This window comes from Kutzneria sp. NPDC052558 (genome assembly GCF_044547355.1).
GTDB lineage: Bacteria > Actinomycetota > Actinomycetes > Mycobacteriales > Pseudonocardiaceae > Kutzneria.
The window spans coordinates 125186-148975 of sequence record NZ_JBIUAG010000005.1; the positions used below are offsets into that span (position 1 = coordinate 125186).

Below are 23790 nucleotides of genomic sequence, written 5' to 3' on the forward strand. Positions count from 1 at the left end.
TGGGGGTGCGGGTGCGAGAGGCGTGCGTCGGACGCGACGCGGAACTGGCAGCCTGGCGGCAAGCGCTTTCCGAGACGCCGTCGGTCGTGTGCGTCGAGGCCGGGCCGAGGATGGGGCGGACCACGCTGCTGCGCGCGTGCGCCGAGGTCGCCGGCGAGCGCGGGTTCACGGTCCTGCGGGCGCAGGGCTCGGCGACCGAGCGGGATTTCCCGTACGAGCTGGCCGCGCAGCTGTTCGAGCCGGTCGCGGGCGCGGTGGTGGACCGGATCGCCGGGCGGCGGGACCCGGATCCGAGGATGCATCAGGCCGCGCTCCGGCAGCTCTACCGCGAGTTACGCGAGCTGGCGGCCCGCACACCGGTGCTGGTCGCGGTGGACGACCTCGACCTGGCCGACGCGGACTCGTTGCGGCTGCTGCACTACCTGCGCCGGCGGCTGACCGACCTGCCGGTGGCGATGATCGTGACCACGCTGCCGGGTGGGCTGGCGGAGTTCGCCCGGGACGCCCGGCGTTGGACGTTGGGCTGCTTCAGCGAGGACGTGGTGCGAACGCTGGCGCCGGCGGACGCCGGCGTGGTCTTCCGCGCCACCGGCGGGCATCCCTGGCTGCTGGCCGAGTTGCGGCACGAGGCCGGCGGCTCGCCGATCGGTGAGCTGTGCCGGCGGCCGTCCCCGACGCTGGCGTCGAAGATCGTCGCTGGGCTCGGGTCGGACCTGACCGCGGTCGGACGGGCGGCGGAGATCCTGGGCAGCACCGATCCGACCCTGGTCGCGGCGGTCGCGGGCGTCGACCACCAGACGGCGAGCCGGGCACTGGTCGAGTTCAGCGGCGTCGGCATGCCCCTGGTGACGTCCGTGCTGGTCGCCGGGGTGCCCTCGGAGCTGCGCCTGCGGGCGGCGCAGGCCCTCTACCAGCGGCGGGCCGGCGACGAGGAGGTGATCGACCATCTGCTGGCGACCGATCCGCCCGGCGACGAGTGGGTGGTGCGGATGCTGCGGGAGCACGCGGCGACCGCCCTGGCCGACGGTGATCCGGAGCGGGCGGCGGCGTGCCTGCGGCGGCTGCTCGCCGAGTCACTGTCCGAAGAGGACCGTAGGCGGCTGCTGACCTCCTTGGGGGAGGCCGAGGTGCACACCGATCCGTCGGCGGCGTTGGAGCACTTGACCCAGGCCGGCGGCAGCGTGGCGCTGGCCTACGAGCTCGCCGAGCGCGGCCGGCTGGTCGAGTCGGCCCGGGTGCTGGCCGACGTCGACGACGACCTGGCGCCGTTGTCGATCGAGATCGAGCACGCCGGCGTGCTCGAGGTGATGCCGGTGAAACCGGAAAACCCCCGCCGGCAAAGGTTGTGGCACGCGATCGCGGCTCTGTCCGGCGCGCTCAAGGGCGATCGCGGGTCGACTCTGGCCGCGTTGGCCCGGGTGAAGGGCCGGAACCTGGCCGTGACGGCGGGGTTCGACCTGGTCGACCGGCGGGTGTTCCACCACCTCGTGACGGCACTGTCCATGATGGACGAGCTCGACGAGGCGGACCGGTTGTGCGACAACGCGCTCACGGCGATATCGGGCCAGCAGCGGCCCGCGCTGGAGCGGCTGGCCCTGGGGCTGCGCACCGATTCCGCGCTGCGGCGCGGTGATCTGCGCGAGGCCCGCCGGCTGACGTTGGCGCAGCACGACCCGCACGCCACGGCCCTGGCGCCGATGATTGGCGCCCTGATTGACGTGAACGAGCCGCAGGCGGCGGCTGTGCTGTTGAGCGCGCAGGGGCTGGACGGCGAGATTCCGGGGTCGGCGCGGCTCGATTCCGTGCTGTTCCAACGGGGACGACTCCGCGCCGCCGACGGCGACACCGAGCGGGCGCTGCATGACCTGCTCGAATGCGGTCGCAGGATGGACGAACGCGGCGTGCTGAACCCGGCCGTGTGCCCGTGGCGGTCGTCGGCGGCGTTGCTGTTGGGCCAACTCGGAGATCGTCGGCGAGCGATGGCGTTGGTGGAGCAGGAATTGCTGCTCGCGCGCCGCTGGGGCTCGGCGTCGGCGGTCGGTGTCGCGTTGCGCGGGGCCGGCATGGTCACCGGTGACGCCGTGCTGCTCGCCGAAGCCGTTGACGTGCTGAGGGAATCGCCCGCGCGGCTGGAGTACGGGCGAGCGTTGGCGGACTGGGGCCAGTTCCTGCGCGAGTCGGGCGAGGAGTTGCCGGCGCGGTCCGTGCTGCGGATGGCCCACAGCATGGCGATGCGGTGCGGCTCGGTGGCGTTGATGGAACGCGCCGGGCGGGAACTGCGGCAGGCCGGGGGACGCCGCCGGTTCGCCGTGGCGGACCCGGCCGTGCTGACCGAGCGGGAGTCGTTCGTCGCGCGGCGGGCCGCCGCCGGCCGGACTAACCGGCAGATCGCCGCGGAACTGTACGTCACCACGCGGACCGTCGAGTTCGCGCTGACCAGCGTGTACCGCAAGCTCGGCCTGGCCGGCCGGCGCGAGCTGCGGGGCGCGCTCGGGCCGGGGGACCGACCGGCTCCTTGACGCCGGCTGTCAAGTACTTGACACTTGCTGTCAAGGAGGTGATCCGGTGTCGGTCTCGAGGGAGGCGCTGGTCGGGCAGTTGGTCGCGGTGGTGCGGCAGCGGCTGCTCGATCCGTTGGAGATATTGCTGAATGTCGAACAGCCGGCGGATCGGGTTCGGGCGGCGGCCGAGGAGTGGGCGACGCAACTGCTCGGGGAGGATCGGCCGGCGGCGGTGATGTGCGCCGCGCGCCTGATCGCCGCGCTCTACCCGGGTGATCGCTTCGAGCCGCCGGCGGACTGGTGGGGCACGCCGTTGGGGCGGGCCGTCGCGCGCCAGGCCGGCTATCCGGGCGTGGACCACGTCTCCTACGGCGTCGCCGGCGCGATGCTCGGCGTCACCCGGCAGGGCGTGCATGACCTGGCGACCAGGGGAAAACTCGCCCGTCACGCCGACGGCGGCGTCACCACGGAATCTGTCAGCAACCGGATGAGGAGTTTGGAATGATCGACTTCGGCGGATCGGGACCGCACCTGCTTCTGCTGCACGGCTTGGGCGGCAGCGCGGAGGACTGGCGCGGGTTCGCCGGCCATCTCACCGACACTTACCACGTGTTCGCCGTCGACCTGCGTGCGGAACTGCCGTGGTCGTGGGACATCGCGCTGGCCGACATCGAGGCGCTCGGCCTGGACAACCCGACCGTGGTCGGCATGTCCTTCGGCGGCATGATCGCCGGCCGGTGGGCGGCGCGTCACCCCGAATGCCCGGCCGCGGTCAGCATCGACGGTCATCGCGGCGCCCTCACCGCGCCGGCCAACTACCCCGGCATGGAGCCCGCCCGCGTCGACACGGAGTTGGCCGCACTGCGGGAGGTGTTCGAGGCGCAGGCGCAGACTCCCTTCCTGACAACGGTGTTCGACGCCTTCCTCGTGGACGACACCATCGACGCCTTCGCCAAGGTGTTATGCCCGACGCTGGTGTTGTTGGCGACGAGGAACCTCCAGCAGGGCAGGGATTTCGAGGAGCTGCTGGAGGCCGGTCGCCGTGGCGTCGAACGCGATCTGAGCGCCGCGGCGGCGGCGAATCCGAACCTCACCGTCAAGAAGGTCGACGGAACCCACGGCATGGTCGCCACGCAGCCGGCCGCCGTCGCCGAGATCGTCCGGGAGTTCCTGACCCCCTAAGCTGGCGCGATGGGGTGGAGTCTGAGCGAGCTCATCGCCGAACACGACGTGCCGGGCGCGCAGGTCGCGGTGCTGGCCAACGGGAAGATCGAGGACGAGGCCGCGGGCGTGCTGAGCCTGCGCACCCGGGTCGAGGTCACCGCCGACTCGGTGTTCAAGATCGGGTCGATCACCAAGATCTGGACGGCCACGCTGATCCAGCAGCTGGTGACCGAGGGCCTGCTGGAGCTGGATCGCCCTGTTCGCGACTATCTGCCCGGTTTCCGGCTGAACGACCCGGCCGTGACCGAGTGCCTGACCGCTCGGCACCTGCTCACCCACACCAGTGGCCTGGACAGCAACCACTACGTCGACCCCGGTTGCAACGACGACGCGATCGAGAAGTTCGTCGCCACCCTCGCCGACGCGGAACACGTGTTTGCGCCGGGCTCCGTGTTCTCCTACTCCAACAGCGGCTTCGTCGTGCTGGGCCGGCTGGTGGAGGTGTTGCGGGGCAAGCGTTTTCACGATGTGCTCCGGGAACGTCTGGTGACGCCGCTGGGTCTGGACACCGTCGCCACCACCACGTACGAGGCGATCCTGCACCGTGCGGCGGTGGGGCATGTCGAGGCCGACGGGAGCATCGTGCCCACGAAGACGTGGGCGGTCCGATACTTCTGCGCCCCCAGTGGCTCGCATCTGGCGATGAGCGCACGTGATCTGTTGGCGTTCGTTCGCCTGCACCTCACGGATCCAGCGCTCGCGGCGTTGCGCGAGCCCCAACTCGATTCGGTGCCCGACTTCGGTGGCGGCATCGTGGGCTGGGGGCTCGGGTGGATGCGGCACCGGGACGGGGTTGTCGGCCACACCGGTGTTTCCAAGGGGCAGAAGGCTTTCCTTCGCGTGGCCCCGTCGGCCGGGGTGGCGGTGGCCGTGCTGACCAACAGCGCGGGCGGCGAACCGATGGCGCACGAGATCTTCAGCGCGGTGCTCGGCGATCTCGCCGGCGTCGAGACCGCGCCATTGCCCGTGCCGCCGGCGAATCCCGCCCCGATCGACGTGCGTCGTATGTGCGGCGTCTATCGCACGACCCTCTACGACACCCGGCTCGCGGTCGAGAACGGCCGCGGGTTCCTTGTTCGCAGTCCCCGTGACCCGAGCATCGGCTCCGCGGACCGTGTCGAGGTCGTCCGGCTCGGTGACAGCACGATCATCACCGCCGAACCGACGTTCGAGGGCCATCAGGTGCTGTCCCTGGTCGGTTCCGACGAACAGGGCCGCGCCCGGTTCCTGCACAACGGAGCCGCCGCGCCTCGGATCGCCTGAGGGCCTTGACCCGCGCCGACTCGGCGCGGGCCAACGCCTTCAGCGATCAGGCCGCCGTCACGACGTCGGCGACGAGCGTGCCGCCGACCTGGTGGCCCTTCACCGTGACCAGGCCCTGCACGGTCAGGCTGCCCTCGATCCTGGTGCTGTCGGTGATCTGGACCTTGAGGTCGGCGTTCGCGGCGGTCTTCACCGTGAGCACCTTGCCGGCGATCGCCGTCAGCGTGCCGGAGACCGACACCTCGGCCGACGCCGACGCGGCCGGGGCGGGCGCGGCCGAGGCCATCGCGGTGCTGCCGAGCAGGGCGCCTGCGGCCGCGGCGGTGACGACAGCGGCGGCGATACGACGGTGCAGAGCGTTCATCGTTGTCTCCTTCAGTGTCGGGGGAGGTGATCCCGTCCGGCAAGAGACTGCCCATTCGGAACCGGTTGCGGAAAGGGCTTTCCCGCTGGTCCCGGAAGTTTCCACAATGGACTTCGGTGAACCGGTTTCACCCGTTTGCCGCCGCGAACGGACTTCGGTGTGACCGCCGTCACGAAGGGGCCTGTCATGTTCTCGCCGCGCCACTCGTCAGGGAGATGTCGGAACACGAACCGAAGGAGCAAGCACGATGGCTGCACGCATGACCAACCCGGCCAAGGTCCTGCCCGACACCGTGACCGCGGTGCAGGGCCTGTTCAAGGCGATCTACCAGGGCGGCGTGCCCAAGACCACGCTCGACCTGGTGCACCTGCGGGCCAGCCAGATCAACGGCTGCGGCTACTGCGTCGACTCCGGCGTCACCCACGCCCAGCAGACCGGCGAGACCGTCGACCGGCTGCTGCGGGTGGCGGCGTGGCGGGAGAGCGACCTGTTCACCGACGCCGAGCGGGCCGCCCTGGCCCTGACCGAGGCCGCCACCCGCATGGCCGACCAGACCGAGCCGGTCTCCGACGCCGTGTGGGACGAGGCCGCCGACCACTTCGACGAGAAGGGCCTGTCCGCGCTGGTCCTGATGATCGCCACGACCAACTTCTTCAACCGCATCAACGTGACGGTCAAGCAGCCGGCCGGCGAGCAGTTCTAGGCAGGGCGGGCAAGGTCCGGCCGGCGGTTCGGCGTTCAGCAAGGGGGCCGCTGGCCGGGGAGGTGCCGGACCGCGGAGACTGATCAGCGGCGGAACTCGTTGTCGGCGAAGGCGAGCAGGTAGGGCAGGGTGGCGCGGGCGGTGTGCCAGGTGTGGTTGAAGCCCTGTTCGGTGCGGACGACGACGTGCTGGCCCCGGGCGCGCAGCGCGGTGGCGATGCGGGTGGCGGTGGCGTTGTCGGTGGGGGCGCCGGAGCCGGCGGTGAGGATGACGGAAACGGGCTGGGGGAAGGGCATGGTGGGGATGTAGTCCCGGGGAGTGTTGGCGGACACCAGTTTCCGGTCGCCGCCGAGGAAGTGCTCGTTGCCGTCCAGGGTGTCGTAGGGCAGGGTGATGAGCAGCGAGCCGAAGGTGTCCAGGTGGTGCAGGCCGATGTTGAGGGCGGCGAAGGCCCCGCCGGACATGCCGCCGAGTGAGCGGTGGCCGCGGTCGGAGAGGGTGCGATAGCGCTGGTCGACGGCGGAGACCACCGTTTTCGCGAGGTAGGTCTCCAACCGCGGCCCGCCCGGGACGTCGAGGCCGTCCCAGGATTTGCTGGCGTCGCCGGCGGTGAGGTCGACGCTGACGACGATCGCCGGGGCGATGGTCTTGTGCTCGTACAGCAGACGCAGCGTGCCGGGGGCGTCACCGGCGGCGAGCCAGTCCTCGGGACCGCCGTAGGGATAACCGTGCACGAGGTACACGACGGGGTAGCGGCGGTCGGAGTTGGCGGGGTCGGTGTAGCCGGGCGGCAGCAGCACATAGGTTCGGCCGGAGGGCACGTTGTTGATCGGATCGGGCAGGTCGATCTTGTCGACGGTCGGTGAGTTCGGCGCGGTCGACCGGGGGTCGAAGGCGGCGCGCGAGGTGTCGGTGGGGCCGCTGTCGATGGACTTGCCGAGGTCGCGTAACGGCCAGCCGCCCCGCTGTAACAGCATGGCGAGGTCGTGCTGGGTGCGGACGTAGCCCACGTAGCTGTTGAGGCCGGTGATCCCGGCCAGCAGCAGGAACACCACCACGGCGACGATGCCGGTCTTGCGCCGTCGGCGGACCACCACGACCAGCGCGAGCACGGCCAGCGCCAGGAAGGTGATCCAGATCCATGGCGACTCCAGCGGCCCCGTCTCCCGGGCGTGGTCGGCCACGTCAGCCGGGACGGTGGGGCTCTCCATGGCGTCCATGCTCGGCTCGGCGGCCGCCCGGCCGCATCGGTGGACCGGCCCGAACACCCCGCCGACCGGCTGGATCCGGCCAGCCGGTCGGCGGTCGGGGGTCGGATGTCGCGAATCGGCCGGTTCCGGTGACAATACCGAGCATGATTCGGGTGGTCGTGGTGGACGACGAGGAACTGGTGCGCTCAGGGTTCCGCCTCATCCTGGAGGCGGCGGGCGACATCGAGGTGGTGGCCACCGCGACCGGCGGGCAGGCGGTCAAGGAGATCGGCCTGCACCGGCCGGACGTGGTGCTGCTGGACATCCGCATGCCGGACGTGGACGGCCTCAGCATCCTGCGCGAGCTGCGGGGCCTGGCCCAGCCGCCGGTGGTGGCGATGCTGACCACGTTCGACTCCGACGAGTACATCGCCACCGCGCTGCGCTCGGGGGCGGCCGGCTTCATCCTCAAGGACACCGGCCCCGACCAGTTGGCCCAGGTGGTGCGGACGCTGGCCGCCGGCGGGGTGGTGCTGTCGCCGAAGGTCACCAAGACGGTGGTGGACGGCTACCTGTCCGGCGCCGGTTCGGCGGCGGTGGCCCAGGTGGAGAAGCTGACCGAGCGGGAACGGGCGGTGCTGGTGCTGATCGCCGACGGACTGTCCAATGCGGACATCGGGGCCCGCATCCACGTCAGCGTGGGCACGGTGAAGGACCACGTCAGCGCCATCCTGACCAAGCTCGGCGTGGGCAGCCGGGTGCAGGCGGCGCTGGTGGCCCAGCGGGCCGGGCTGCTCGAATCGTGAAGGCGCTCGCCGAGATCGGCCTGCTCGCGGTCGCCGCGGTCGACGCGTGGCTGTACGCCGACAACACCTGGGACGCCATCGCCTACGCGGCGATCGCCGTGCTGGCGCTGGTTTTCCGCCGCCGCTGGGCGGTGGCCGCGTTCGTGCTGACGCTGCCGGCGCTGGTCGTGTCCGGTTCGCTGGTGGCCACGCTGATCGCCCTGTACGCGGTGGCGGTGCGGCACACCAGCAAGCCGCTGCTGGTCTCTTGTGGGCTGTTGGCGGCGATCGCCTACATGTTCCCGGGCCTGGACTTCGACCTGCTCGCCTCGGACTGGACGCTCAACGTCATCTACAGCACGATGACCGCCGCCGCGCCGCTGTTCCTCGGGCAGCTGGTGCGCAGCCTCCGCGACATCCGGCTGGCCCGCGAGCACGAACGGGAGATGGACGCCCAGGCGGTGCTGGCCCGGGAACGCAACCAGCTGGCCCGCGAGATGCACGACGTCGTGTCGCACCAGGTGTCCCTGATCGCCGTGCAGGCCGGGGCGTTGCAGGTCAGCACCGGTGATCAGGCGGCAAGGGACGTGGCCGAGAACATCCGCCGGCTGTCGGTCGACACCCTGGACGAGCTGCGGCACATGGTCAACCTGCTGCGGGCGGCCGGCAGCGCGGACACCGAGCTGTCGCCGCAGCCGACCCTGTCCGACCTGTCGAAGCTGCTGGCCGCCAGCGGCATCGAGACCCGTGTCGTCGGCACGGTCCCGGCGGTCGATCCGCCGGTGCAGCGCACCATCTACCGCACCATCCAGGAGGCGCTGACCAACGTCCGCAAGCACGCCCCGGGCAGTGTCGCGACCGTGGAGTTCGAGCGCGCGGACGGGGAATTGACCGTCACGGTGGCCAACACGCCGCCGTGCAAGCCGGTGCTGGCGTTGCCCAGCGCCCGGCACGGTCTGATCGGCTTGCAGGAGCGGGCTGCCCTGCTCGGTGGAACGGTCAGCGCCGGTCCGACCGAGGACGGCGGCTTCCGCCTGCGCCTGCGGTTGCCGCTCGGCTGAGGGGTTGCGATGCTGGGGGCGGGGCCCAGACGCAGTCGACCCGAAGTCGGTGAGAGATGTGGGCACGGCCAACCGGATCGTGATCGTCGGCGGCGGCTTCGCCGGATTCCACGCGGCCCGCGCGCTGACCAGGGCCGCGCCGCCGGGCACGGAGCTGGTGCTGATCAACAAGACCGACTATTTCCTGTACCTGCCGCTGTTGCCCCAGGTGTCGGCGGCCTCGCTGGACCCGCGCCGGATCGCGGTGTCGCTGACCAAGACGCTGCCCGGGGTGCGGTTGGCGCTGGGCACTGCCGACAAGGTGGCGGTCGACCGGCGCGAGGTGAGCTACACCGATCCCGAGGGTGCCTCACATGTCGTGGGCTATGACCGATTGATCCTGACCGCCGGCAGTGTGAACAAGCTGTTGCCGATTCCCGGGATCGGCGCGCATGCGCACGGATTCCGTGGCATCGCCGAGGCGCTGTACCTGCGGGATCACGTGATCCGGCAGATCGAGCTGGCCGGGGCGACCGACGATCAGGCCGAACGGGACGCCCGTTGCACGTTTGTCGTGGTGGGGGCCGGGTACACCGGCACCGAAGTGGCGGCTCAGGGGCCGCCGTTCACCGCGGCGGTCGCGCGCCGCTATGCCGCGCTGCGCGGGCAGCGGATTCGTTGGCTGCTGCTGGACGTGGCGCCGAAGGTGTTGCCGGAACTGGATCCTCGGCTGTCGCGGGCGGCCGATCGGTTGCTGCTCAAGCGTGGCGTCGAGGTGATGACGGGCACGTCGGTGAAGGAAGCGACCGCCGAGGGCGTGCTGCTGACCAACGGGGACAACGTGGCGACCCGCACATTGGCCTGGTGTGTCGGCGTGCGGCCGGATTCGCTCACGGAGGCGACCGGGCTGCCGACCGAGCGCGGCCGGATCGTGGTCGACGCGACCCTCGCCGTGCCCGGGCATCCGGAGATCTTCGCGTGCGGGGACTGCGCGGCGGTGCCGGACCTGACCCGGCCCGGGGAGTTGACGGCGATGACCGCGCAGCACGCTATGCGGCAGGGCAAGCGGGCCGGCCTCAACGTCGCCGCCACGCTCGGCAACGGCCAGATCGCCGAGTACAAGCACCACGACCTGGGTTTTGTCGTCGACCTCGGCGGGTTGCAGGCGGCGGCCAATCCACTGGGCATTCCGCTGTCCGGGTTGCCGGCGGCGGTCGTGACCCGGGGCTACCACCTGGCGGCGATGCCCGGCAACCGGGCGCGGACGTTGATCGACTGGCTGGTGGACGCGGTGTTCGGCCGCCAAACGGTGCAGTTGGGCCTGATCCGCTCGGGCGACGTGCCCTTGGACGAGACCGGTTGACGGCCGGCGGTCCGGATAACACGTCGGCTCGCGGTCCGCGTCATCCCTGAGGCGGACACCCTCGGTCGTCTCCCGGTCGGACGCGGGCGTGCCGTTCTCACGGCCAGGCTGCCGATCATGGGGATATCAGCCTTGGCCATCGCGGTCGCGACCGTCGCGTCGCTGACCGCCGCACCACATCCGGTCGTGGACTGGCACGCCTGTGCCACCGGGCCCGACGACGCCATCGGCAGGGAACTCGACGATCACGGCGGCCAGTGCGCCGAGATCACCGTGCCGGTGGACTACACCAGACTCGACGGGCGCAGGATTTCCATTGCCATCTCACGGATCCGGGCCACCGATCCGGCCCGCCGTCGGGGCGTCATGCTGCTCAACCCGGGCGGCCCCGGCGGCAGCGGCCTGGAGATGGCGATGCTGGGCGCGTTCTCCGCGCCGCTGGGCGCGGCCTACGACCTGATCGGCTTCGATCCACGTTTCGTCGGCCGCAGCGCGGGGCTGACGTGCGGCTGGACCACCTCCACCTTCCAGCGCTCGGCCGGCCCGGATCGCCGTAGCTACACCGAGAACGTTGCCCTGCAAGCGAAACTGGCCGCCGGCTGCGTCAGTCGTAACCGGGATCTGTTGCCGTATGCCAGCACCCGCAACACTGCCCGGGACATGGACGTCATCCGACAGGCGCTCGGTGAGCAGCGGATCTCCTACTACGGCGACTCGTACGGCACCTATCTGGGCGCTGTGTACCTCCAGATGTTCGGCGACCGGGCGGACCGGGTCGTGCTCGACAGCGCGGTCGATCCCGACAAGTACGGGCCCGATCTGTTCGCCAACCAGAGCGCGCCGATGGCCTTGGCGCTCAACCACTTCGCGCAGTGGGCGGCCGGCAAGCAGGGCATCGGCGCCACCGCCCAGGCCGTGCTCGACACCGTGAACCGCCTGGTGCGGTCCGCGCCCGCGCACGTCGGAAAGTACACATTGGACGATCATGTGCTGCCGCTGGTGATCTACGCCGGCCTGGTCAGCGACGACGACGCCTCGTACACCGAGCTCGCCACCGAGATCCGGCAACTGCGCGACAGCAGCCCGACCCCGACCGCGAAGCTGGCCGGCGAGCTCGACGGGCTCTTCAACGGCAGCGCCGATTCCCCCGACCAGGCCGGAACTTCCATCCTGTGCGCCGACCGCGCGGTGCCCCGTGATCCGGCCGTCTACTACCGTGACATCCAGGCCCATCGGGGCGACGAGCCGCTGTTCGGCCCGATCGGCCGGAACATCACGCCGTGCGCGTTCTGGCCCACCGCGCCGGTCGAGCCGCCGACCAAAGTCCACAACGGATCCCCGGTGCTGATCGTCAGCGCCGAACACGACCCGATCACGCCGTATGCCGGGCAGTTGGTGATGCACAAGGACCTGACCGGCTCGCGGATGGTGACCCAGCTCGGGGCCTACCACCACGGCGTGTTCCTCGGCGACGACTGCGTCGACGCCGCCGTGGTTGCCTACCTCACCGGCGGTCCGCTGCCGACTGCCGACCGGACCTGCGCCTAGCGGACCGGGCCGCCGAGCCAGAGGCCTTCGGGGGCGAACCGCAGGGTGATCTCCGAGGGGTGGCCCATCGCGCGGCCCTGTCGGATCCTCAGTGGACGGTCACTGCGGTCGACGAGTCCGTTGTCCAGCAACCCGAACGCGAGCGCGGCGGCGGCGATGCCCGTCGCCGCGTCTTCGGGGTAGCCGGAGGAGCGCGGGAACTGCCGCGCGTCGAACCTCCGGTCGCCCGAGGGGGCGTAGGGATACAGGCCGGTGGAGCCGATCCGCTCGCAGACCTCCTGCACCCGGCCGAAATCCGGCGTCAACGCGTCGAGCGTGGCCACGTCGGCGATGGGGATCAAGGTCTTGACCCGGGCGGTCCTGGCGTTCTGGACCGGGAACGGCGCGAGCTCGGCGGCCGTGATGCCCAGGACCTCGAGGATGTCCTGGATCTCCGGCACGGTCTCGACGACACCCTCCGGCTGGCTGATCTCGATGGTGTCGCGCAGCCGGGCATGGACCACGCCTCCCGGGGTGGTGAGCGTGAGACGGTCCTTGGTGACGCGGCCCAGTTCGCGCAGCACCCAGAGTGCGCCGACCGTCGCGTGCCCGCACATCGGCATCTCGTGGTTGGGCACCCAGAATCGCAGGGCGTGGTCGAACTGCTCCGGGGCCGTCAGCACGAAGCCGGCCTCGTGCCCGTGATCGCGGGCGACCTGCCGCATCTGGTCGTCGGACATGCCGTCCGCGTCGATCACGATCGGCGCCGGGTTGCCGCCGTTCGGCCCCGCGGTGAACACGTGTGTCATGTGGACGGTGGGCGACATCAGATCTCCACTCCCAGCTCGCGCAGTGCCGTGCGGCCCTTGCCGGTCACGTCCAGAACCCGGCTTCCCGCCCGGCGGCGAATCCACTGCCGCCGCGTGAAGTTGTCGGCGATCGCCGCCCCGAGCGCCCCGCCGAGGTGCGGCGCGTGCTCCGTCCAATCGGGACACCCGTAGGCGAACCGCCGGCGGCTTTCCTCAACCGGGGCGGCGAACCCGGCGAGCAGCTCGGCCGCCGGTCCTTCGACCAGGTCGGTCTCGCCGACGAGGATCTCCTGCCGGCGCAGCGCGGCGAGCACCGCGACCCCCAGCTTGCCGCCGATATGGTCGTAGCAGGCGCGCGCGACCTCCGTCCGGGCGACGGCCGCCTCGGCCTCGGTCGGGACGCCCGCTGCCGCGGCCAGATTGGCCAGCGCCTCCGCCAGGTGCGCGTTGGGCAGCCGGTACAGGCTCTGCCGGCCCTGCCGTTCGGTGACCAGCAGCCCCGCCTTGCGCAGCAGGCTCAGATGGTTTCCCACCTGAGCCTGCGCCGCCCCGGCCGCCTCGACCAGCTCGCTGAACGCGCACGGCCCGTGCTCCGCGACGTAGCCCAGCAATGTCACCCGCAACGGGTGCGCCAGCTGCCGACTCAGCTCCGCGATGGCGTCGGCATGTTTCATGGATGTATGTAACGTCAGCGCATGGGCCGGTGTCAAGGGAGCGAGCGGCGGTCGTCAGCTCGGCCGGAGCGGGTCGGGAACGCCGAAAACGAAGGTCACTGCGGCTGCACCGCGGTGAGGGCGAAGACCTGGCTGGCCCCGGCCCCGCACTGCCACTGCTGGAGACGGGTGCCGTCGTCGGCCGCGGCGTTGGTGACGTCCAGGCAGGCATTGCTGTGCTGGGCCATGAAGGCGAACGCGCCGCTGCCCTGGTCCACGGGCTTCCACTGCTGGTTCGCGCCGCCGCCGAAGGTCCACAGCTGCACGGGCGTGCCGTTGGCGACCGCCCCGGGCCCGCCGGTGACGTCCAGGCCGAGCGCGGGGGCGTTGCGGTTGATGACCTTGTAGAAACCGTTGGCAGTGGGGACAAACTGCCACTCCTGGTTGGTCTTGCCGTCGCCGCAGGTCCACTGCACGACCGGGGTGCCGTTGTCCTTGCCGCCGCCGGCGGCGTCCACGCACTTGCCGGTGCTGGTGTTGCTGATCGTGTACCAGACGCCGGCGTCGATGCTGGTGGCCGGGGCCGGCACGGTGTTGGTGGTCGTCGTGGTGGTGGCAGTGGTGGTCGTCGTGGCCGCGGTCGTCGCCGGAGGACGCGTGGTGGACGGGGCCTGCGCGGCCTGCGAGCCGCCGCCGAACGCCAGCAGCACGCCGGCCAGGGCGGTGATGAACACGGTGAACACGACGCCGGCCCCGACGAAGATGGCGGTCTTGCGTCGGGTCTCGGGCGTCTCGACGTTGGGCGGCGGCGAACCCGGCTCGGGCGGCTCGCTGACCGTGCGGGACACGTCGGCCCGCCGCCGGGCGATCATGTCCTGCACGGCCGGCGGCCACGGGTGGACCGGCCGGCCGATGGCCTCCAGGATCTGCGCCGGCGGCGGCCGCCGGGACGGGTCCTTGGCCAGGCAGGGGCCGATGATCCAGCGCAGCGTGTCCGGCACCGGCCCCAGGTCGGGCTCCACGTGCAGGGCGTTGGCCAGCGTCTGCTGCGGCGAGGGCGCGGCGAACGGATTGCGGCCGGTCACCGCCGTGTAGAGGATCGTGCCGTACGCGAACACGTCGCCGGCCCACGTGAACGGCTGGCCGGCGGCCTGCTCGGGGGCCAGGAAGCCGGCCGAACCGGCCAGCCCGGGGGCGTGCGTGAGGCCGAAGTCGATGATCTTGGGGCCGTCGTCGGCCAGCAGCACGTTGGCCGGGTTGAGGTTGCGGTGCAGCAGGCCCGCGCCGTGGATGTCGGCCAGCGCCTGGGCCATGCCGGCCGCCAGCACCAGCACCGAATCCGCCGGCAGCCGCCCGGCCTGCCGCAGCGACGGCCCGGTCACGAACGCCGTCGCCACCCACGGCACCGGCGCGGTCAGGTCGCCGTCCACCAGCGGCGCCGTGCACGGTCCGACCACCTGCCGCGCGGCCGACAGCTCGCGGCGGAACCCCTCGTCGCGCACCAGCTGCGGCGGCAGCAGCCGCAACGCCACCAGCCGTCCGTCCGGGCCGACGCCCAGCAGCACGCGCCCGGCTCTGCCCCGCCCCAGCAGGGCGATGGTCCGGAACTGCGCCACCGCCACCGGGTCGGACGTCCCTAAGGGCCTCACACCGTTTCCCTCCGTCAACTTCGCGCCCAGAGGTTAGCGGGCGGGCCAAGAGCCGGGGAACGTAACGCCGCGTCGGCGGCCCCGAACGGGACCTGGGGCGGCATGCCCTCCGCCGGGTGCTGGACGCGATGGGCTAAGCGGCCGGCGGGGCCGGCGTCGGCGTGTCCGTCTCCGGGCGCGGCGTGTGCTTGGCCAGCCAGCCGGCGACGAAGGTCAGCCCGCCCACGACGGCCCCGCTGATCAGGGCCGTCGCCCAGCCCGGCACGCCGTTGGGGAAGACGTACTTGGCCACCAGGTCCATCACGAAGCTGGTGACCAGCGCGGTGGTGCTGGCCGCCTTGACCTTGGTCTCCACGGCGTGGAAGACGCCGATCTCGGCTTGGCGGGCCTCGCGGGAGAAGAAGCGCTTGAGATCCATCGCGGCGGGAGTCCCCTCGGAATCGTCGGGTCGACGACGATGATGATCCTCCCGCCGGCCGCGCGATACGCCGGATGCCCGAAAGGTTACGCGATCGGTTGCGGCAGTTGGCGGACGGCGTATTCGCAGTGGATGACCGCGCCGGTCGCCGGGTCGCCGAGCTCGACCCGCCAGGCCGAGGCGAACTGGTCTACCCCTTCATGCATGGGAATGGTGCCCGAAAGCAGCACGGTGCCGGGGGCGAGCAGGTCCCGCCGCCGCAGCAGGTCCAGCCAGTACGCGGGGGTGAGCAGCTCGCCGAGAGTGCCGCGCTGGATCTCGGTCCACGACGCGCCGTCGCCGACCCAGGCGGTCAGGGTCAGCGAGTCGAGGCGGTCGGCGACATCGGACAGCCGCCACGCCTGCCGTCCGACGACGTCGGGGCCGGCCTGCTTGCTCCAGGCCACGCCGTGCACCTCGAGGTCGCGGTCGGTGTGGTCGCAGGCCACGGTGAGCAGCACGTCGTCATCGGTGACGATCATGGCCCACTCGGCCTCGCCGGAGGTGTGGCCGTGCTGGGCCGGCACGGTGGCGGCCTGGCTGACCAGGTAGGGCGCGACGGGGTAGAGGCACGGGGTGGTGCTCGGCGCGGGCACGCCCAGCGCGGCCAGCTCGGCGACGTGCGCGGCCACGTCCTGCTGGCTGCGCCCGGCGTAGCCGCCGTTGAGCGCCGACCGCACCTCGACCGTCAGTTTCTGGCCGTCGACCAGCTCGAATGTCAGCTCGTTCACCACTGCTCCCTTGCGCATGCACGTTGTATACATAGAATATGCCACACGCTGGGGGGCGGCGGAGTGGCAGTGTGACGTGAGCGGGGCGGTGGTGACATGACCCAGGCCGGGACCAGCGGCGCGGTGATCGACCGGAGGGCGCTGTGGCGGGCGTTCGCGGCGAGCCTGTCCGGGACCTCGCTGGAGTGGTACGACTTCGCCGCCTACTCGGTGGCCGCGGCGACCATCTTCGGCCAGCTGTTCTTCCCCGGCGGCGATCCGCTGACCGCCACCATGCTGGCCTTCTCCACCTACGCCGTGGGCTACGTGGCCCGCCCGGTCGGCGGCCTGGTGTTCGGCCGCCTCGGCGACGTCATCGGTCGGAAACGGGTCCTGGTCAGCACTTTGCTGCTGACCGGCTTCGCGACCGTCCTCATCGGAGTGTTGCCGACCTACCACGACATCGGCGGCACGGCGGCGATCCTGTTGGTGTGCCTGCGTTTTGTGCAGGGCGTGGGCATCGGCGGCGAGTGGGGCGGCGCGGTGCTGCTGTCCAGCGAGTTCGGCGAGCCGGAGCGACGGGGCTTCTGGGCCTCGGCCGCCCAGGTGGGTCCGCCGGTCGGCAACCTGCTGGCCAACGGCGTGCTGGCGATCCTCGGCGCCGTGCTGACCGAGCAGCAGTTCCAGTCGTGGGGCTGGCGGGTGGCGTTCCTGTTGTCCGCCTTGCTGATCGCGTTCGGGCTGTGGATCCGGGTGCGGCTGGAGGAGACCCCGATCTTCCAGGAGTTGGCCGCTCGCAACGCCAGGCCGAGCGCGCCGGTCCGCGAGCTGTTCCGGCACGAGCGTCGCGGCCTGCTGGCGGCGGTGTTCTCCCGCGTATGCCCGGACGTGCACTACGCCCTGTTCACCGTGTTCGTGCTGACCTACATCCAACAACTCGGGATGCCCCGGGCCGTGGGCATGGCCGCCGTGCTGGCCGGCTCGGCCGTGCAGGTGGTGGCCATCCCCGCCTTCGGCGCCCTGTCCGACCGGGTCAACCGGCGCAAGGTGTACCTGATCGCCGCCATCGCCGCCGCGCTCTGGCCCCTGGTGTTCTTCCCCGCCGTATCAGGGAAATCCGTCGCCGCCGTGTTCATCGGCGTCATCGTCGCGCTGCTGATCCACTCCGCGATGTACGGCCCCCAGGGGGCCTTCGTCGCCGAGCAGTTCTCCGTCCGCCTGCGCTACACCGGCAGCTCCCTGGCCTACACCCTGGCCGGCGTCATCGGCGGCGCCCCGGCCCCGCTGCTGTTCACCGCCCTGCTGGCGTGGACCGGAACCTGGCCGGCGCTGGCCGTCTACATCGCGGCGACGGCGGTGATCACGGTGATCGGCCTGGCCCTGGGCCGCAACGCCCCGGCGGAGTGAATTCGCCGGCCCCCGACCGCGGAAAAGGCGGAAATCACTTTTCCGCCACTACAACTCTATAGCACACCCCGGGTCTTGTGGCAAGGCCCGGGGTGTGCCGCAGAATTGCGCGCCGTAGCGGAATTCTGCGGAAACAGGGGGGACAACGCGTGCGTGTGGTGCTGTCGGGATTCGACTCGCGTGGCGGCGTCGAGCCGTCGGCGGCGCTCGCGGTGGCGTTGCGCCCGGCGCGCCGCGCGCGGGCGGCCGTGGTTGCTGGCACGATTCGGGGCGATGGGGCGTCCAAGGCCGCGAATCTGCTGCTCGAGCCGTGAAAATTGCTCGGGCTTGACACGAGGCGGACAATAAAAAATCGGCGTGCCTTCCACTGAGGACGTGGTCGACCGCCGTTCGTAGTTTCAGTTTAAGCAGTGTGAGGGGCCTGTGTCAACTCAGGGGTACGAGGACGAATTGCGGTCCGAGCGCGACTACGTCGCCGGGCTGTACACACGGCTGGATGCCGAGCGGGTGCGGGTCAAGCAGAAGCACACGGCCGCGCTGCGGGGGAACGGCGGGACGCCCCTGGAGCGGGACGACGAGGTGCGGGCGCTGACCCGGGAGATCCGCCGGCTCAACATCGCCGACAACGGGCTGTGCTTCGGCCGGCTGGACGCCGTGTCCGGGGAGCGCCTGTACATCGGCCGGATCGGCCTGTTCGACGAGGACCGCGACTACGAGCCGGTGCTGCTGGACTGGCGGGCCCCCGCGTCCAGCGCCTTCTACACCGCCACCGGGGCGACGCCGAAGGGCATGCGCAGCCGGCGGCAGTTCCACACCCGCGGCCGGCAGGTGCTGGAGTTCACCGACGAGGTGCTGGGCCGGCCGCAGGCCGGGGACCGAGGCGACGCCGCCCTGCTGGCGGCGGTCAACGCGCCGCGCGGCGAGGGCATGCGTGACATCGTCGCCACCATCCAGGGGGAGCAGGACGACATCATCCGCCTGGACCACCCGGGCGTGCTGGTGATCGAGGGCGGCCCCGGCACCGGCAAGACGGTGGTGGCGCTGCACCGCGTCGCGTACCTGATGTACACGCAGCGGGAGCGGATGGAGCGGCACGGCGCGCTGGTCGTCGGGCCGAACCCGTCGTTCCTCAACCACATCAGCCGGGTGCTGCCCTCGCTGGGCGAGTCCGACGTGGTGTTCATGACCACCGGCGACTTCGTGCCCGGCCTGCGGGCCACGGCCGAGGACCCGCCCGAGGTGGCCCGGCTGAAGGGCTCGCTGAAGATCCTCGACGTGCTCAGGGAGGCCATCGCCGACCGGCAGCGGCTGCCCGAGGAGTCGATCCCGATCGACCTGGGCAGCGTCACGGCCAGGATCGACCCCGCGACCGCCGAGTGGGCCCGGGACGAGGCCCGGCAGAGCGGGCTGCCGCACAACGAGGCGCGGTCGGTGTTCACCGACATCGTCACCTACGTGCTGACCGAGCGGACCCTGGGCCGGATCGGCAAGGGCTGGCTCAACCGCAACGACAAGAAGGAGTGGGAGAGCCAGCGGGCGCACCTGGTCAAGCAGCTCGACGCCGACGACCGGTTCGCCGCCGCGCTCGACGAGCTGTGGCCGATCCTGACGCCGCAGGCCGTGCTGGCCGAGCTCTACCGGTCGCCGAAACACCCCGAGCTGCACCGCGCCGAGCCCGAGGCGTGGACGGTGTCGGACGTGCCGTTGATCGACGAGCTGATCGACATGCTGGGCCGGGACAAGGCCCTGGACCGGGCCGAACAGCTCGCGGCGGAACGGGAGCGGCGGGCCGCGGCCGAGTACGCCGAGGGCGTCATGAGCATGCTGGAGCTGGACCGCGAGGAGATCGACAACGAGTACTCGCTGCTGGCCAAGGACGTGGTCAACGCCATCGAGCTGGCCGAGCGCCAGGGCGAGGTGGACACCAGGGACCTGGCCGAGCGGGCCGCCGCCGACCGCGAGTGGACGTACCGGCACGTCGTGGTGGACGAGGCCCAGGAACTGTCCGAAATGGACTGGCGGGTGCTGATGCGGCGCTGCCCCAACCGATCGTTCACGGTCGTCGGGGACCTGGCCCAACGCCGGTCCGAAGCCGGGGCGCTGTCCTGGGACGCCATGCTGTCGCCCTACGTCGCCGACCGCTGGGTCTACCGGTCGCTGACCGTCAACTACCGCACGCCGGCGGAGATCATGGCCGTCGCCGCCGCGCTGCTGGCCGAGTTCGCGCCGTCGGTGCAGCCGCCGGAGTCCGTTCGCGCCTGCGGCGTCCAGCCGTGGTCGCGGAAGGTCACCGCCGAGGAACTCCCCGCCGCCATCGAGGAGTTCGTCCGGGACGAGGCCGGCCGCGAAGGCACCAGCATCGTCATCGGTCCGCCCGGCGTGCCCGGCGCCGTGCCGGCCTCGGAGACCAAGGGCCTGGAGTTCGACGCCGTCCTGGTGGTCGACCCCGACCGCATCCTGGCCGACGGCCCCCGCGGGGCGGCCGAGCTCTACGTCGCCCTCACCCGAGCCACCCAACGGCTCGGCGTCCTGCACCAGGGCCCGCTGCCGTCGGCCCTGACCGGGCTGGTCGAAAGGTGACGACGGGCCGCGCCGAGGGACACCGGGGGCCTCGGCGCGGCCCGCCACCGCACCGATTTTCGCCAACGCAGAAAAGTGAGGGGGCGGCAGCGGCGGCTGGGCGGGCGGCGCGGGCCGGGCTGGGCCGGGCATACAGACAGGCTCGGCGCACAGCCGCCGAGCCCGTCTTCCCCTCTTCGGTTTAACTCTCCCCCGCGGACAGTTCCCCGTCCAAGGACAACGATGCGCCATACTCGCTGCCGATGGTGTCGGGTGAACACCCCACAAGGGGAGCGGTCGAGCAGCAGCTGACGCGGGCGGCGCAGCGCATCCTGGCCGTGGCGCGCGCGGTCGTGGCCCTGGTCGGCGGCCTGCTGGGGGTGATGTCGGCCCCGGCCGGCCACGAGCTGCGGACCGCGGTGATCGTGATCACGGTGTCGGCGTGGAGCCTGCTGTACGCGCGTTCGCTGTGGCGAGGGCCGCCGCCGAGCCTGGTGTGGGCCGATGTGGCGGTGCTGGCGGTGGCGGGCCTGAGCCAGCCGTGGACGGTGCCGGCGGAGTCGATCGGCAACGGCCAGGGCTGGGTGATCACGCTGGTGTCGGTCTCGGTGGTCGTGCACCAGTGGCACACCCGGACGGTCCCGGGCCTGGCGACGGCGCTGGCGGTGACGGTGGCGTTCCTGGCCGGCGCCTGGTGGACGACGCCGGAGCTGTGGGCCGGTGCGCTGGCCATCGGCCTGTGGACGCCGGTGCAGGCGGTGCTGTCCCGGGTGCTCGCGACGTTGCTGGTGCAGGGCGCGAAGATCGCCGACGCCCAGGAGGCCAGGGCCGAGGCGGCGCGGCGGGACGCCGTGGTGGCGGAGGCGGTCCGCGCCGACGAGCGGGCCTACAGCGCGATGCTGCACGACACGGCGGCGACGACGTTGCTCATGGTCGGGCTGGGTGAGGTCGGCTCGAATCACGCCTGGGTGCGGGCGCAGGCGGCCCGCGACCTGATCGCCCTGTCCGGTGAGGCCGAGACGAGCGAGGGAGACGCCCTGCCCGCGCTGCTCGAAGTGATCAAGGCCAGCCGGGTGGTCGTCGAGCTCGACGCGCCGGACACCCTGCCGCTGCCGCCGGTGATCGCCAATGCGGTCCGGGGCGCGCTGCGGGAGGCGCTGAACAATGTGGCCCGGCACTCGGGGGAGACCTCGGCGACGGTGGTCATCGCCGCCGAATCCGTGGTGATCTCCGACCGTGGCCGGGGATTCCGGCTCGATGCGGTGCCGGAGCGGCGGCGCGGCGTGGCCAACTCGATCGTCGACCGGATCGAGGCGGCCGGCGGCCGGGCCGTGATCACGTCCGCGCCGGGCGAGGGCACGATCGTGCGGCTGGAGTGGGACCGTGGCTGACGCCCGCGCCACGATGGCGCGCCTGCGCGGCCGGCTCCGGGTCGCCATCCTCATCGTCTCCCTGGCCGACCTGATCGTTCTCGACCTGCCGGCGCTGCTCACGCATCTGGACGTCTACGTCCTGGCGTGGCCGGTGGTCGCCGGCTATCTGACGCTGCTGGTCCTGCTGGCCGTGGAAGGCGTGCTGATCACGCGCGGCCGGTCGTGGGGCTGGTGGCGGTGGCCGGCGCTTGGCCTCACGCTGGCGATCTCGGTGCTGGTCAACGCCCTGATCCCGGCCGAAGAGGTGCCCGGCTATGCGAACTGGCCGCTGGACGGGATCGGTTGGATCGCCGTGGTGCTGCTGTTCGATCTGGACCTGACGGTCCTGTTGGCGGTGCTGGCCGCGCACTTCGCCACCAACTTCGCGCATCTGGCGATCGCCGGTGAACTGGCCCCGGCCGCGGCGATCAACCTGGGCACCGACGTCGTGACCATCGGCGCGTTCCAGGTGATGGCCGGCGTCGCCACCGGCATGCTGCGGCGCGCGGCCGCCTCCGCCGCCCGCGCCGCCGAGGCCGAGGAGGGCGTGCGGGCGCTGGAGATGATCGCCGCCCGCGTGCACGAGGACCGCCGCCGACGGTCGGAGCGGTTGGACGCCGAGGTCCGGCCGCTGCTGGTCGGCTTGGCCGACGGCCGCCTCGACCCGGCCGCCGAGCAGACCCGCCGCGAGTCGGCCATCGCCGCCGCCCGGATGCGGCGGCTGTTCGCCGAGGGTGACGACGTGGACGACCGGCTGCTGCACGAACTCCAGGCCTGTGTGGACGTGGCCGAGCGCCGCGGGGTGCTGGTCGACCTGGCCACCCAGGGCAGCTGGCCCGGCCTGCCACTGGACGTGCGGCGCGGCCTGACCGAGGCCCCGGTGCGGGTGCTGAGCACCGCGCGTAACTGGGCACGCGTTACCGTGCTCGGCACGGATTCGGGCGTATCGGTCAGCGTGGTCGCCGACGGCGACGCCGCCGGCATCCCGGCCGAGGCCGACGGCGCCGTGACGATCACCACCGTTGAGGACGAGGACCGCTTGTGGGTGAAGGCGACGTGGCAGACGACGTGACCCGGCCGGAGGGTGTGATCACCGCGGTGATCGTCGACGACCATCCGGCGATCACCGCCGGCGTGCGGGCCTGGTGCGCCGCCGCCGTGCCGCCGGTGGAGCTGGTCGACGCCGACGGCAAGATCGGCCGGGCCTGGACCGAGCCCGGCGCGTCGGCCCAAGTGGTGATCTTCGACCTGCAACTGGGCGGGCCGCCGGCGTTCCGGGAGCTGGAGCGGCTGGTCGACGCCGGCCGGCAGGTGATCGTCTACTCCCAGCGCAGCGACCGCGACACCGTGCTGACCTGCCTGGACCTCGGCGTGTTCACCTATCTCACGAAGGCCGAGGGCCCCGACCACCTCATCCCGGCGATCCGGGCCGCGGCCGCCGACCTGCCCTACACCTCGCCGTCGCTGGGCGGCGCGATCAGCACCGACCGCCGCCCCAGCCGGCCGCAGCTGTCCGAGCGGGAGATGGAGACGCTGGTCGCCTGGTTCGAGTCCGACTCCAAGCGCCTGGTCGCCGGCAAGCTCGGCGTGTCGATCAAGACCGTGGAGACCTACATCGACCGGGTGCGGATCAAGTACGCCAACACCGGCCGTCCGGCCCGCACCAAGGCGGCCCTGGTGGAGCGGGCCATCCAGGACGGCCTGATCGCCATGGAGGACCTCACTCCCTAGACTCTGGCGAATGGGTGTCAGCAGCGCCGTCTTCCATCGCGTCGTGGACGCGCTCGCCGACGTGGAGCGCTCGGCCGCCCGCGACTGGACGTCGTTCGGCGTGCGGGGCAAGCGGTTCGGCTACTACTGGCCGCGGACCGAGACCGTCGGCCTGAAGCAGACCATCGCCGAGCAGCAGGCCCTGGTGGCCGAGCGGCCCGAGGTGTTCGAGGAGCAGTTCACCATGGGCGGCTTCGGCTGGGTCGTCGTCCAGTTGGCCGGCGTCGAGGCCGACGAGCTGGCCGAGCTGGTCTACGAGGCGTGGCGGCTGAGCGCCCCCGAGGAGCTGGTCGAGGAGCTGCCGTTCGCCACGGTGGCCAAGGCGTTGCCGCGCCGGCGGGTCCGGGGCTGAGCTGAACCGCTGATGGTGTCGCCGCCCCGTTGACGACATTTATGTTCGGACC

At 71.7% G+C, this 23790-nt stretch carries 23 protein-coding genes; 16 read left to right on the top strand and 7 right to left on the bottom strand.

Going from position 1 to position 23790, the window contains the following annotated elements; translation table 11 throughout:
• Nucleotides 1-5 precede the first annotated feature (5 nt).
• The 4 genes from ACIG5F_RS11530 to ACIG5F_RS11545 are packed head-to-tail and all read left to right on the top strand — an operon-like array spanning nt 6 to nt 4988.
• Nucleotides 6-2519 carry a LuxR C-terminal-related transcriptional regulator gene (locus ACIG5F_RS11530; protein ID WP_396517516.1) on the top strand — a complete coding sequence of 838 codons (2514 nt, stop codon included), beginning with the start codon at nt 6-8 and terminating at the stop codon, nt 2517-2519.
• A gap of 46 nt (nt 2520-2565) precedes the next feature.
• Nucleotides 2566-3006 (top strand): hypothetical protein, encoded by a 441-nt coding sequence (locus ACIG5F_RS11535; protein WP_396517517.1) that lies wholly within the window; start codon nt 2566-2568, stop codon nt 3004-3006.
• A complete protein-coding gene (locus tag ACIG5F_RS11540; RefSeq protein ID WP_396517518.1) occupies nt 3003-3683 on the top strand; it encodes an alpha/beta fold hydrolase in 681 nt (226 codons plus the stop codon). The genes ACIG5F_RS11535 and ACIG5F_RS11540 overlap by 4 nt, the downstream gene beginning before the upstream one ends.
• Nucleotides 3684-3692: 9 nt before the next feature.
• On the top strand, nt 3693-4988 hold the full coding sequence (locus ACIG5F_RS11545) for a serine hydrolase domain-containing protein (protein WP_396517519.1): 1296 nt from the start codon (nt 3693-3695) through the stop codon (nt 4986-4988).
• A 46-nt stretch (nt 4989-5034) separates the two neighbouring features.
• Here the strand turns inward: ACIG5F_RS11545 and ACIG5F_RS11550 are convergent, their stop codons facing one another.
• Nucleotides 5035-5352, bottom strand: coding sequence for a hypothetical protein (locus ACIG5F_RS11550; RefSeq protein WP_396517520.1), 318 nt, complete (start codon nt 5350-5352; stop codon nt 5035-5037).
• 247 nt (nt 5353-5599) lie between these two features.
• On the opposite strand from ACIG5F_RS11550, the gene ACIG5F_RS11555 reads away from it, so the two are divergent.
• Complete coding sequence (locus tag ACIG5F_RS11555; protein ID WP_396517521.1) at nt 5600-6055, top strand: carboxymuconolactone decarboxylase family protein; 456 nt, start codon at nt 5600-5602, stop codon at nt 6053-6055.
• Nucleotides 6056-6138: 83 nt separating this feature from the next.
• On the opposite strand, the gene ACIG5F_RS11560 is transcribed toward ACIG5F_RS11555, so the two are convergent.
• Nucleotides 6139-7266: an alpha/beta hydrolase gene (locus ACIG5F_RS11560; protein ID WP_396517522.1), complete on the bottom strand. Its 1128-nt coding sequence runs from the start codon at nt 7264-7266 to the stop codon at nt 6139-6141.
• Between the two features lie 143 nt (nt 7267-7409).
• Between ACIG5F_RS11560 and ACIG5F_RS11565 the strand changes: the two genes are divergently transcribed.
• From ACIG5F_RS11565 to ACIG5F_RS11580, 4 genes are all read left to right on the top strand, one after another.
• The gene (locus ACIG5F_RS11565) at nt 7410-8051 is read left to right on the top strand and encodes a response regulator (protein WP_396517523.1); all 642 of its coding nucleotides are present in this window, start codon (nt 7410-7412) and stop codon (nt 8049-8051) included.
• Nucleotides 8048-9091: a sensor histidine kinase gene (locus tag ACIG5F_RS11570; RefSeq protein ID WP_396517524.1), complete on the top strand. Its 1044-nt coding sequence runs from the start codon at nt 8048-8050 to the stop codon at nt 9089-9091. The genes ACIG5F_RS11565 and ACIG5F_RS11570 overlap by 4 nt, the downstream gene beginning before the upstream one ends.
• Before the next feature lie 49 nt (nt 9092-9140).
• The gene (locus ACIG5F_RS11575; RefSeq protein ID WP_396517525.1) at nt 9141-10433 is read left to right on the top strand and encodes an NAD(P)/FAD-dependent oxidoreductase; all 1293 of its coding nucleotides are present in this window, start codon (nt 9141-9143) and stop codon (nt 10431-10433) included.
• Between the two features lie 117 nt (nt 10434-10550).
• Nucleotides 10551-11981: an alpha/beta hydrolase gene (locus tag ACIG5F_RS11580; RefSeq protein ID WP_396517526.1), complete on the top strand. Its 1431-nt coding sequence runs from the start codon at nt 10551-10553 to the stop codon at nt 11979-11981.
• Here ACIG5F_RS11580 and ACIG5F_RS11585 read toward each other — a convergent pair.
• The 5 genes from ACIG5F_RS11585 to ACIG5F_RS11605 all read right to left on the bottom strand — a co-directional run bounded on the left by ACIG5F_RS11585 (nt 11978) and on the right by ACIG5F_RS11605 (nt 16259).
• On the bottom strand, nt 11978-12787 hold the full coding sequence (locus ACIG5F_RS11585) for a PhzF family phenazine biosynthesis protein (RefSeq protein ID WP_396517527.1): 810 nt from the start codon (nt 12785-12787) through the stop codon (nt 11978-11980). The genes ACIG5F_RS11580 and ACIG5F_RS11585 overlap by 4 nt on opposite strands.
• Nucleotides 12787-13443: an ArsR/SmtB family transcription factor gene (locus ACIG5F_RS11590; RefSeq protein WP_396517528.1), complete on the bottom strand. Its 657-nt coding sequence runs from the start codon at nt 13441-13443 to the stop codon at nt 12787-12789. The genes ACIG5F_RS11585 and ACIG5F_RS11590 overlap by 1 nt, the downstream gene beginning before the upstream one ends.
• 95 nt (nt 13444-13538) lie before the next feature.
• The gene (locus ACIG5F_RS11595) at nt 13539-15071 is read right to left on the bottom strand and encodes a serine/threonine protein kinase (protein WP_396517529.1); all 1533 of its coding nucleotides are present in this window, start codon (nt 15069-15071) and stop codon (nt 13539-13541) included.
• Nucleotides 15072-15204: 133 nt separating this feature from the next.
• Nucleotides 15205-15489 (bottom strand): hypothetical protein, encoded by a 285-nt coding sequence (locus ACIG5F_RS11600; protein WP_396517530.1) that lies wholly within the window; start codon nt 15487-15489, stop codon nt 15205-15207.
• 86 nt (nt 15490-15575) lie between these two features.
• Nucleotides 15576-16259 carry a DUF2848 domain-containing protein gene (locus ACIG5F_RS11605; RefSeq protein ID WP_396517531.1) on the bottom strand — a complete coding sequence of 228 codons (684 nt, stop codon included), beginning with the start codon at nt 16257-16259 and terminating at the stop codon, nt 15576-15578.
• 96 nt (nt 16260-16355) lie between these two features.
• On the opposite strand from ACIG5F_RS11605, the gene ACIG5F_RS11610 reads away from it, so the two are divergent.
• The 7 genes from ACIG5F_RS11610 to ACIG5F_RS11640 all read left to right on the top strand — a co-directional run bounded on the left by ACIG5F_RS11610 (nt 16356) and on the right by ACIG5F_RS11640 (nt 23738).
• A complete protein-coding gene (locus tag ACIG5F_RS11610) occupies nt 16356-17645 on the top strand; it encodes an MFS transporter (protein WP_396517532.1) in 1290 nt (429 codons plus the stop codon).
• Between the two features lie 149 nt (nt 17646-17794).
• Nucleotides 17795-17959: a hypothetical protein gene (locus ACIG5F_RS11615; RefSeq protein WP_396517533.1), complete on the top strand. Its 165-nt coding sequence runs from the start codon at nt 17795-17797 to the stop codon at nt 17957-17959.
• A 109-nt stretch (nt 17960-18068) separates the two neighbouring features.
• Entirely contained in the window at nt 18069-20225 is a 2157-nt protein-coding gene (helR, locus tag ACIG5F_RS11620) for an RNA polymerase recycling motor ATPase HelR (protein ID WP_396517534.1), read from the top strand.
• Between the two features lie 242 nt (nt 20226-20467).
• Entirely contained in the window at nt 20468-21595 is a 1128-nt protein-coding gene (locus tag ACIG5F_RS11625) for a sensor histidine kinase (RefSeq protein WP_396517535.1), read from the top strand.
• Nucleotides 21588-22688 carry a hypothetical protein gene (locus tag ACIG5F_RS11630; protein ID WP_396517536.1) on the top strand — a complete coding sequence of 367 codons (1101 nt, stop codon included), beginning with the start codon at nt 21588-21590 and terminating at the stop codon, nt 22686-22688. The genes ACIG5F_RS11625 and ACIG5F_RS11630 overlap by 8 nt, the downstream gene beginning before the upstream one ends.
• Nucleotides 22673-23347, top strand: coding sequence for a DNA-binding response regulator (locus ACIG5F_RS11635; protein WP_396517537.1), 675 nt, complete (start codon nt 22673-22675; stop codon nt 23345-23347). Before ACIG5F_RS11630 ends, ACIG5F_RS11635 begins: the two co-directional genes overlap by 16 nt.
• Before the next feature lie 10 nt (nt 23348-23357).
• Nucleotides 23358-23738 carry an MmcQ/YjbR family DNA-binding protein gene (locus tag ACIG5F_RS11640; RefSeq protein WP_396517539.1) on the top strand — a complete coding sequence of 127 codons (381 nt, stop codon included), beginning with the start codon at nt 23358-23360 and terminating at the stop codon, nt 23736-23738.
• Nucleotides 23739-23790: the final 52 nt, after the last annotated feature.

Excerpts from the sequence above, each read along its gene's own strand:
- ACIG5F_RS11550 (WP_396517520.1), bottom strand. The coding sequence starts at position 5,352 with ATGAACGCTCTGCACCGTCGTATCGCCGCCGCTGTCGTCACCGCCGCG.
- ACIG5F_RS11555 (WP_396517521.1), top strand. The coding sequence starts at position 5,600 with ATGGCTGCACGCATGACCAACCCGGCCAAGGTCCTGCCCGACACCGTG.
- ACIG5F_RS11560 (WP_396517522.1), bottom strand. The coding sequence starts at position 7,266 with ATGGAGAGCCCCACCGTCCCGGCTGACGTGGCCGACCACGCCCGGGAG.
- ACIG5F_RS11565 (WP_396517523.1), top strand. The coding sequence starts at position 7,410 with ATGATTCGGGTGGTCGTGGTGGACGACGAGGAACTGGTGCGCTCAGGG.
- ACIG5F_RS11545 (WP_396517519.1), top strand. The coding sequence starts at position 3,693 with ATGGGGTGGAGTCTGAGCGAGCTCATCGCCGAACACGACGTGCCGGGC.
- ACIG5F_RS11590 (WP_396517528.1), bottom strand. The coding sequence starts at position 13,443 with ATGAAACATGCCGACGCCATCGCGGAGCTGAGTCGGCAGCTGGCGCAC.
- ACIG5F_RS11610 (WP_396517532.1), top strand. The coding sequence starts at position 16,356 with ATGACCCAGGCCGGGACCAGCGGCGCGGTGATCGACCGGAGGGCGCTG.
- ACIG5F_RS11580 (WP_396517526.1), top strand. The coding sequence starts at position 10,551 with ATGGGGATATCAGCCTTGGCCATCGCGGTCGCGACCGTCGCGTCGCTG.
- ACIG5F_RS11585 (WP_396517527.1), bottom strand. The coding sequence starts at position 12,787 with ATGTCGCCCACCGTCCACATGACACACGTGTTCACCGCGGGGCCGAAC.
- ACIG5F_RS11625 (WP_396517535.1), top strand. The coding sequence starts at position 20,468 with ATGGTGTCGGGTGAACACCCCACAAGGGGAGCGGTCGAGCAGCAGCTG.
- ACIG5F_RS11640 (WP_396517539.1), top strand. The coding sequence starts at position 23,358 with ATGGGTGTCAGCAGCGCCGTCTTCCATCGCGTCGTGGACGCGCTCGCC.
- ACIG5F_RS11600 (WP_396517530.1), bottom strand. The coding sequence starts at position 15,489 with ATGGATCTCAAGCGCTTCTTCTCCCGCGAGGCCCGCCAAGCCGAGATC.
- ACIG5F_RS11540 (WP_396517518.1), top strand. The coding sequence starts at position 3,003 with ATGATCGACTTCGGCGGATCGGGACCGCACCTGCTTCTGCTGCACGGC.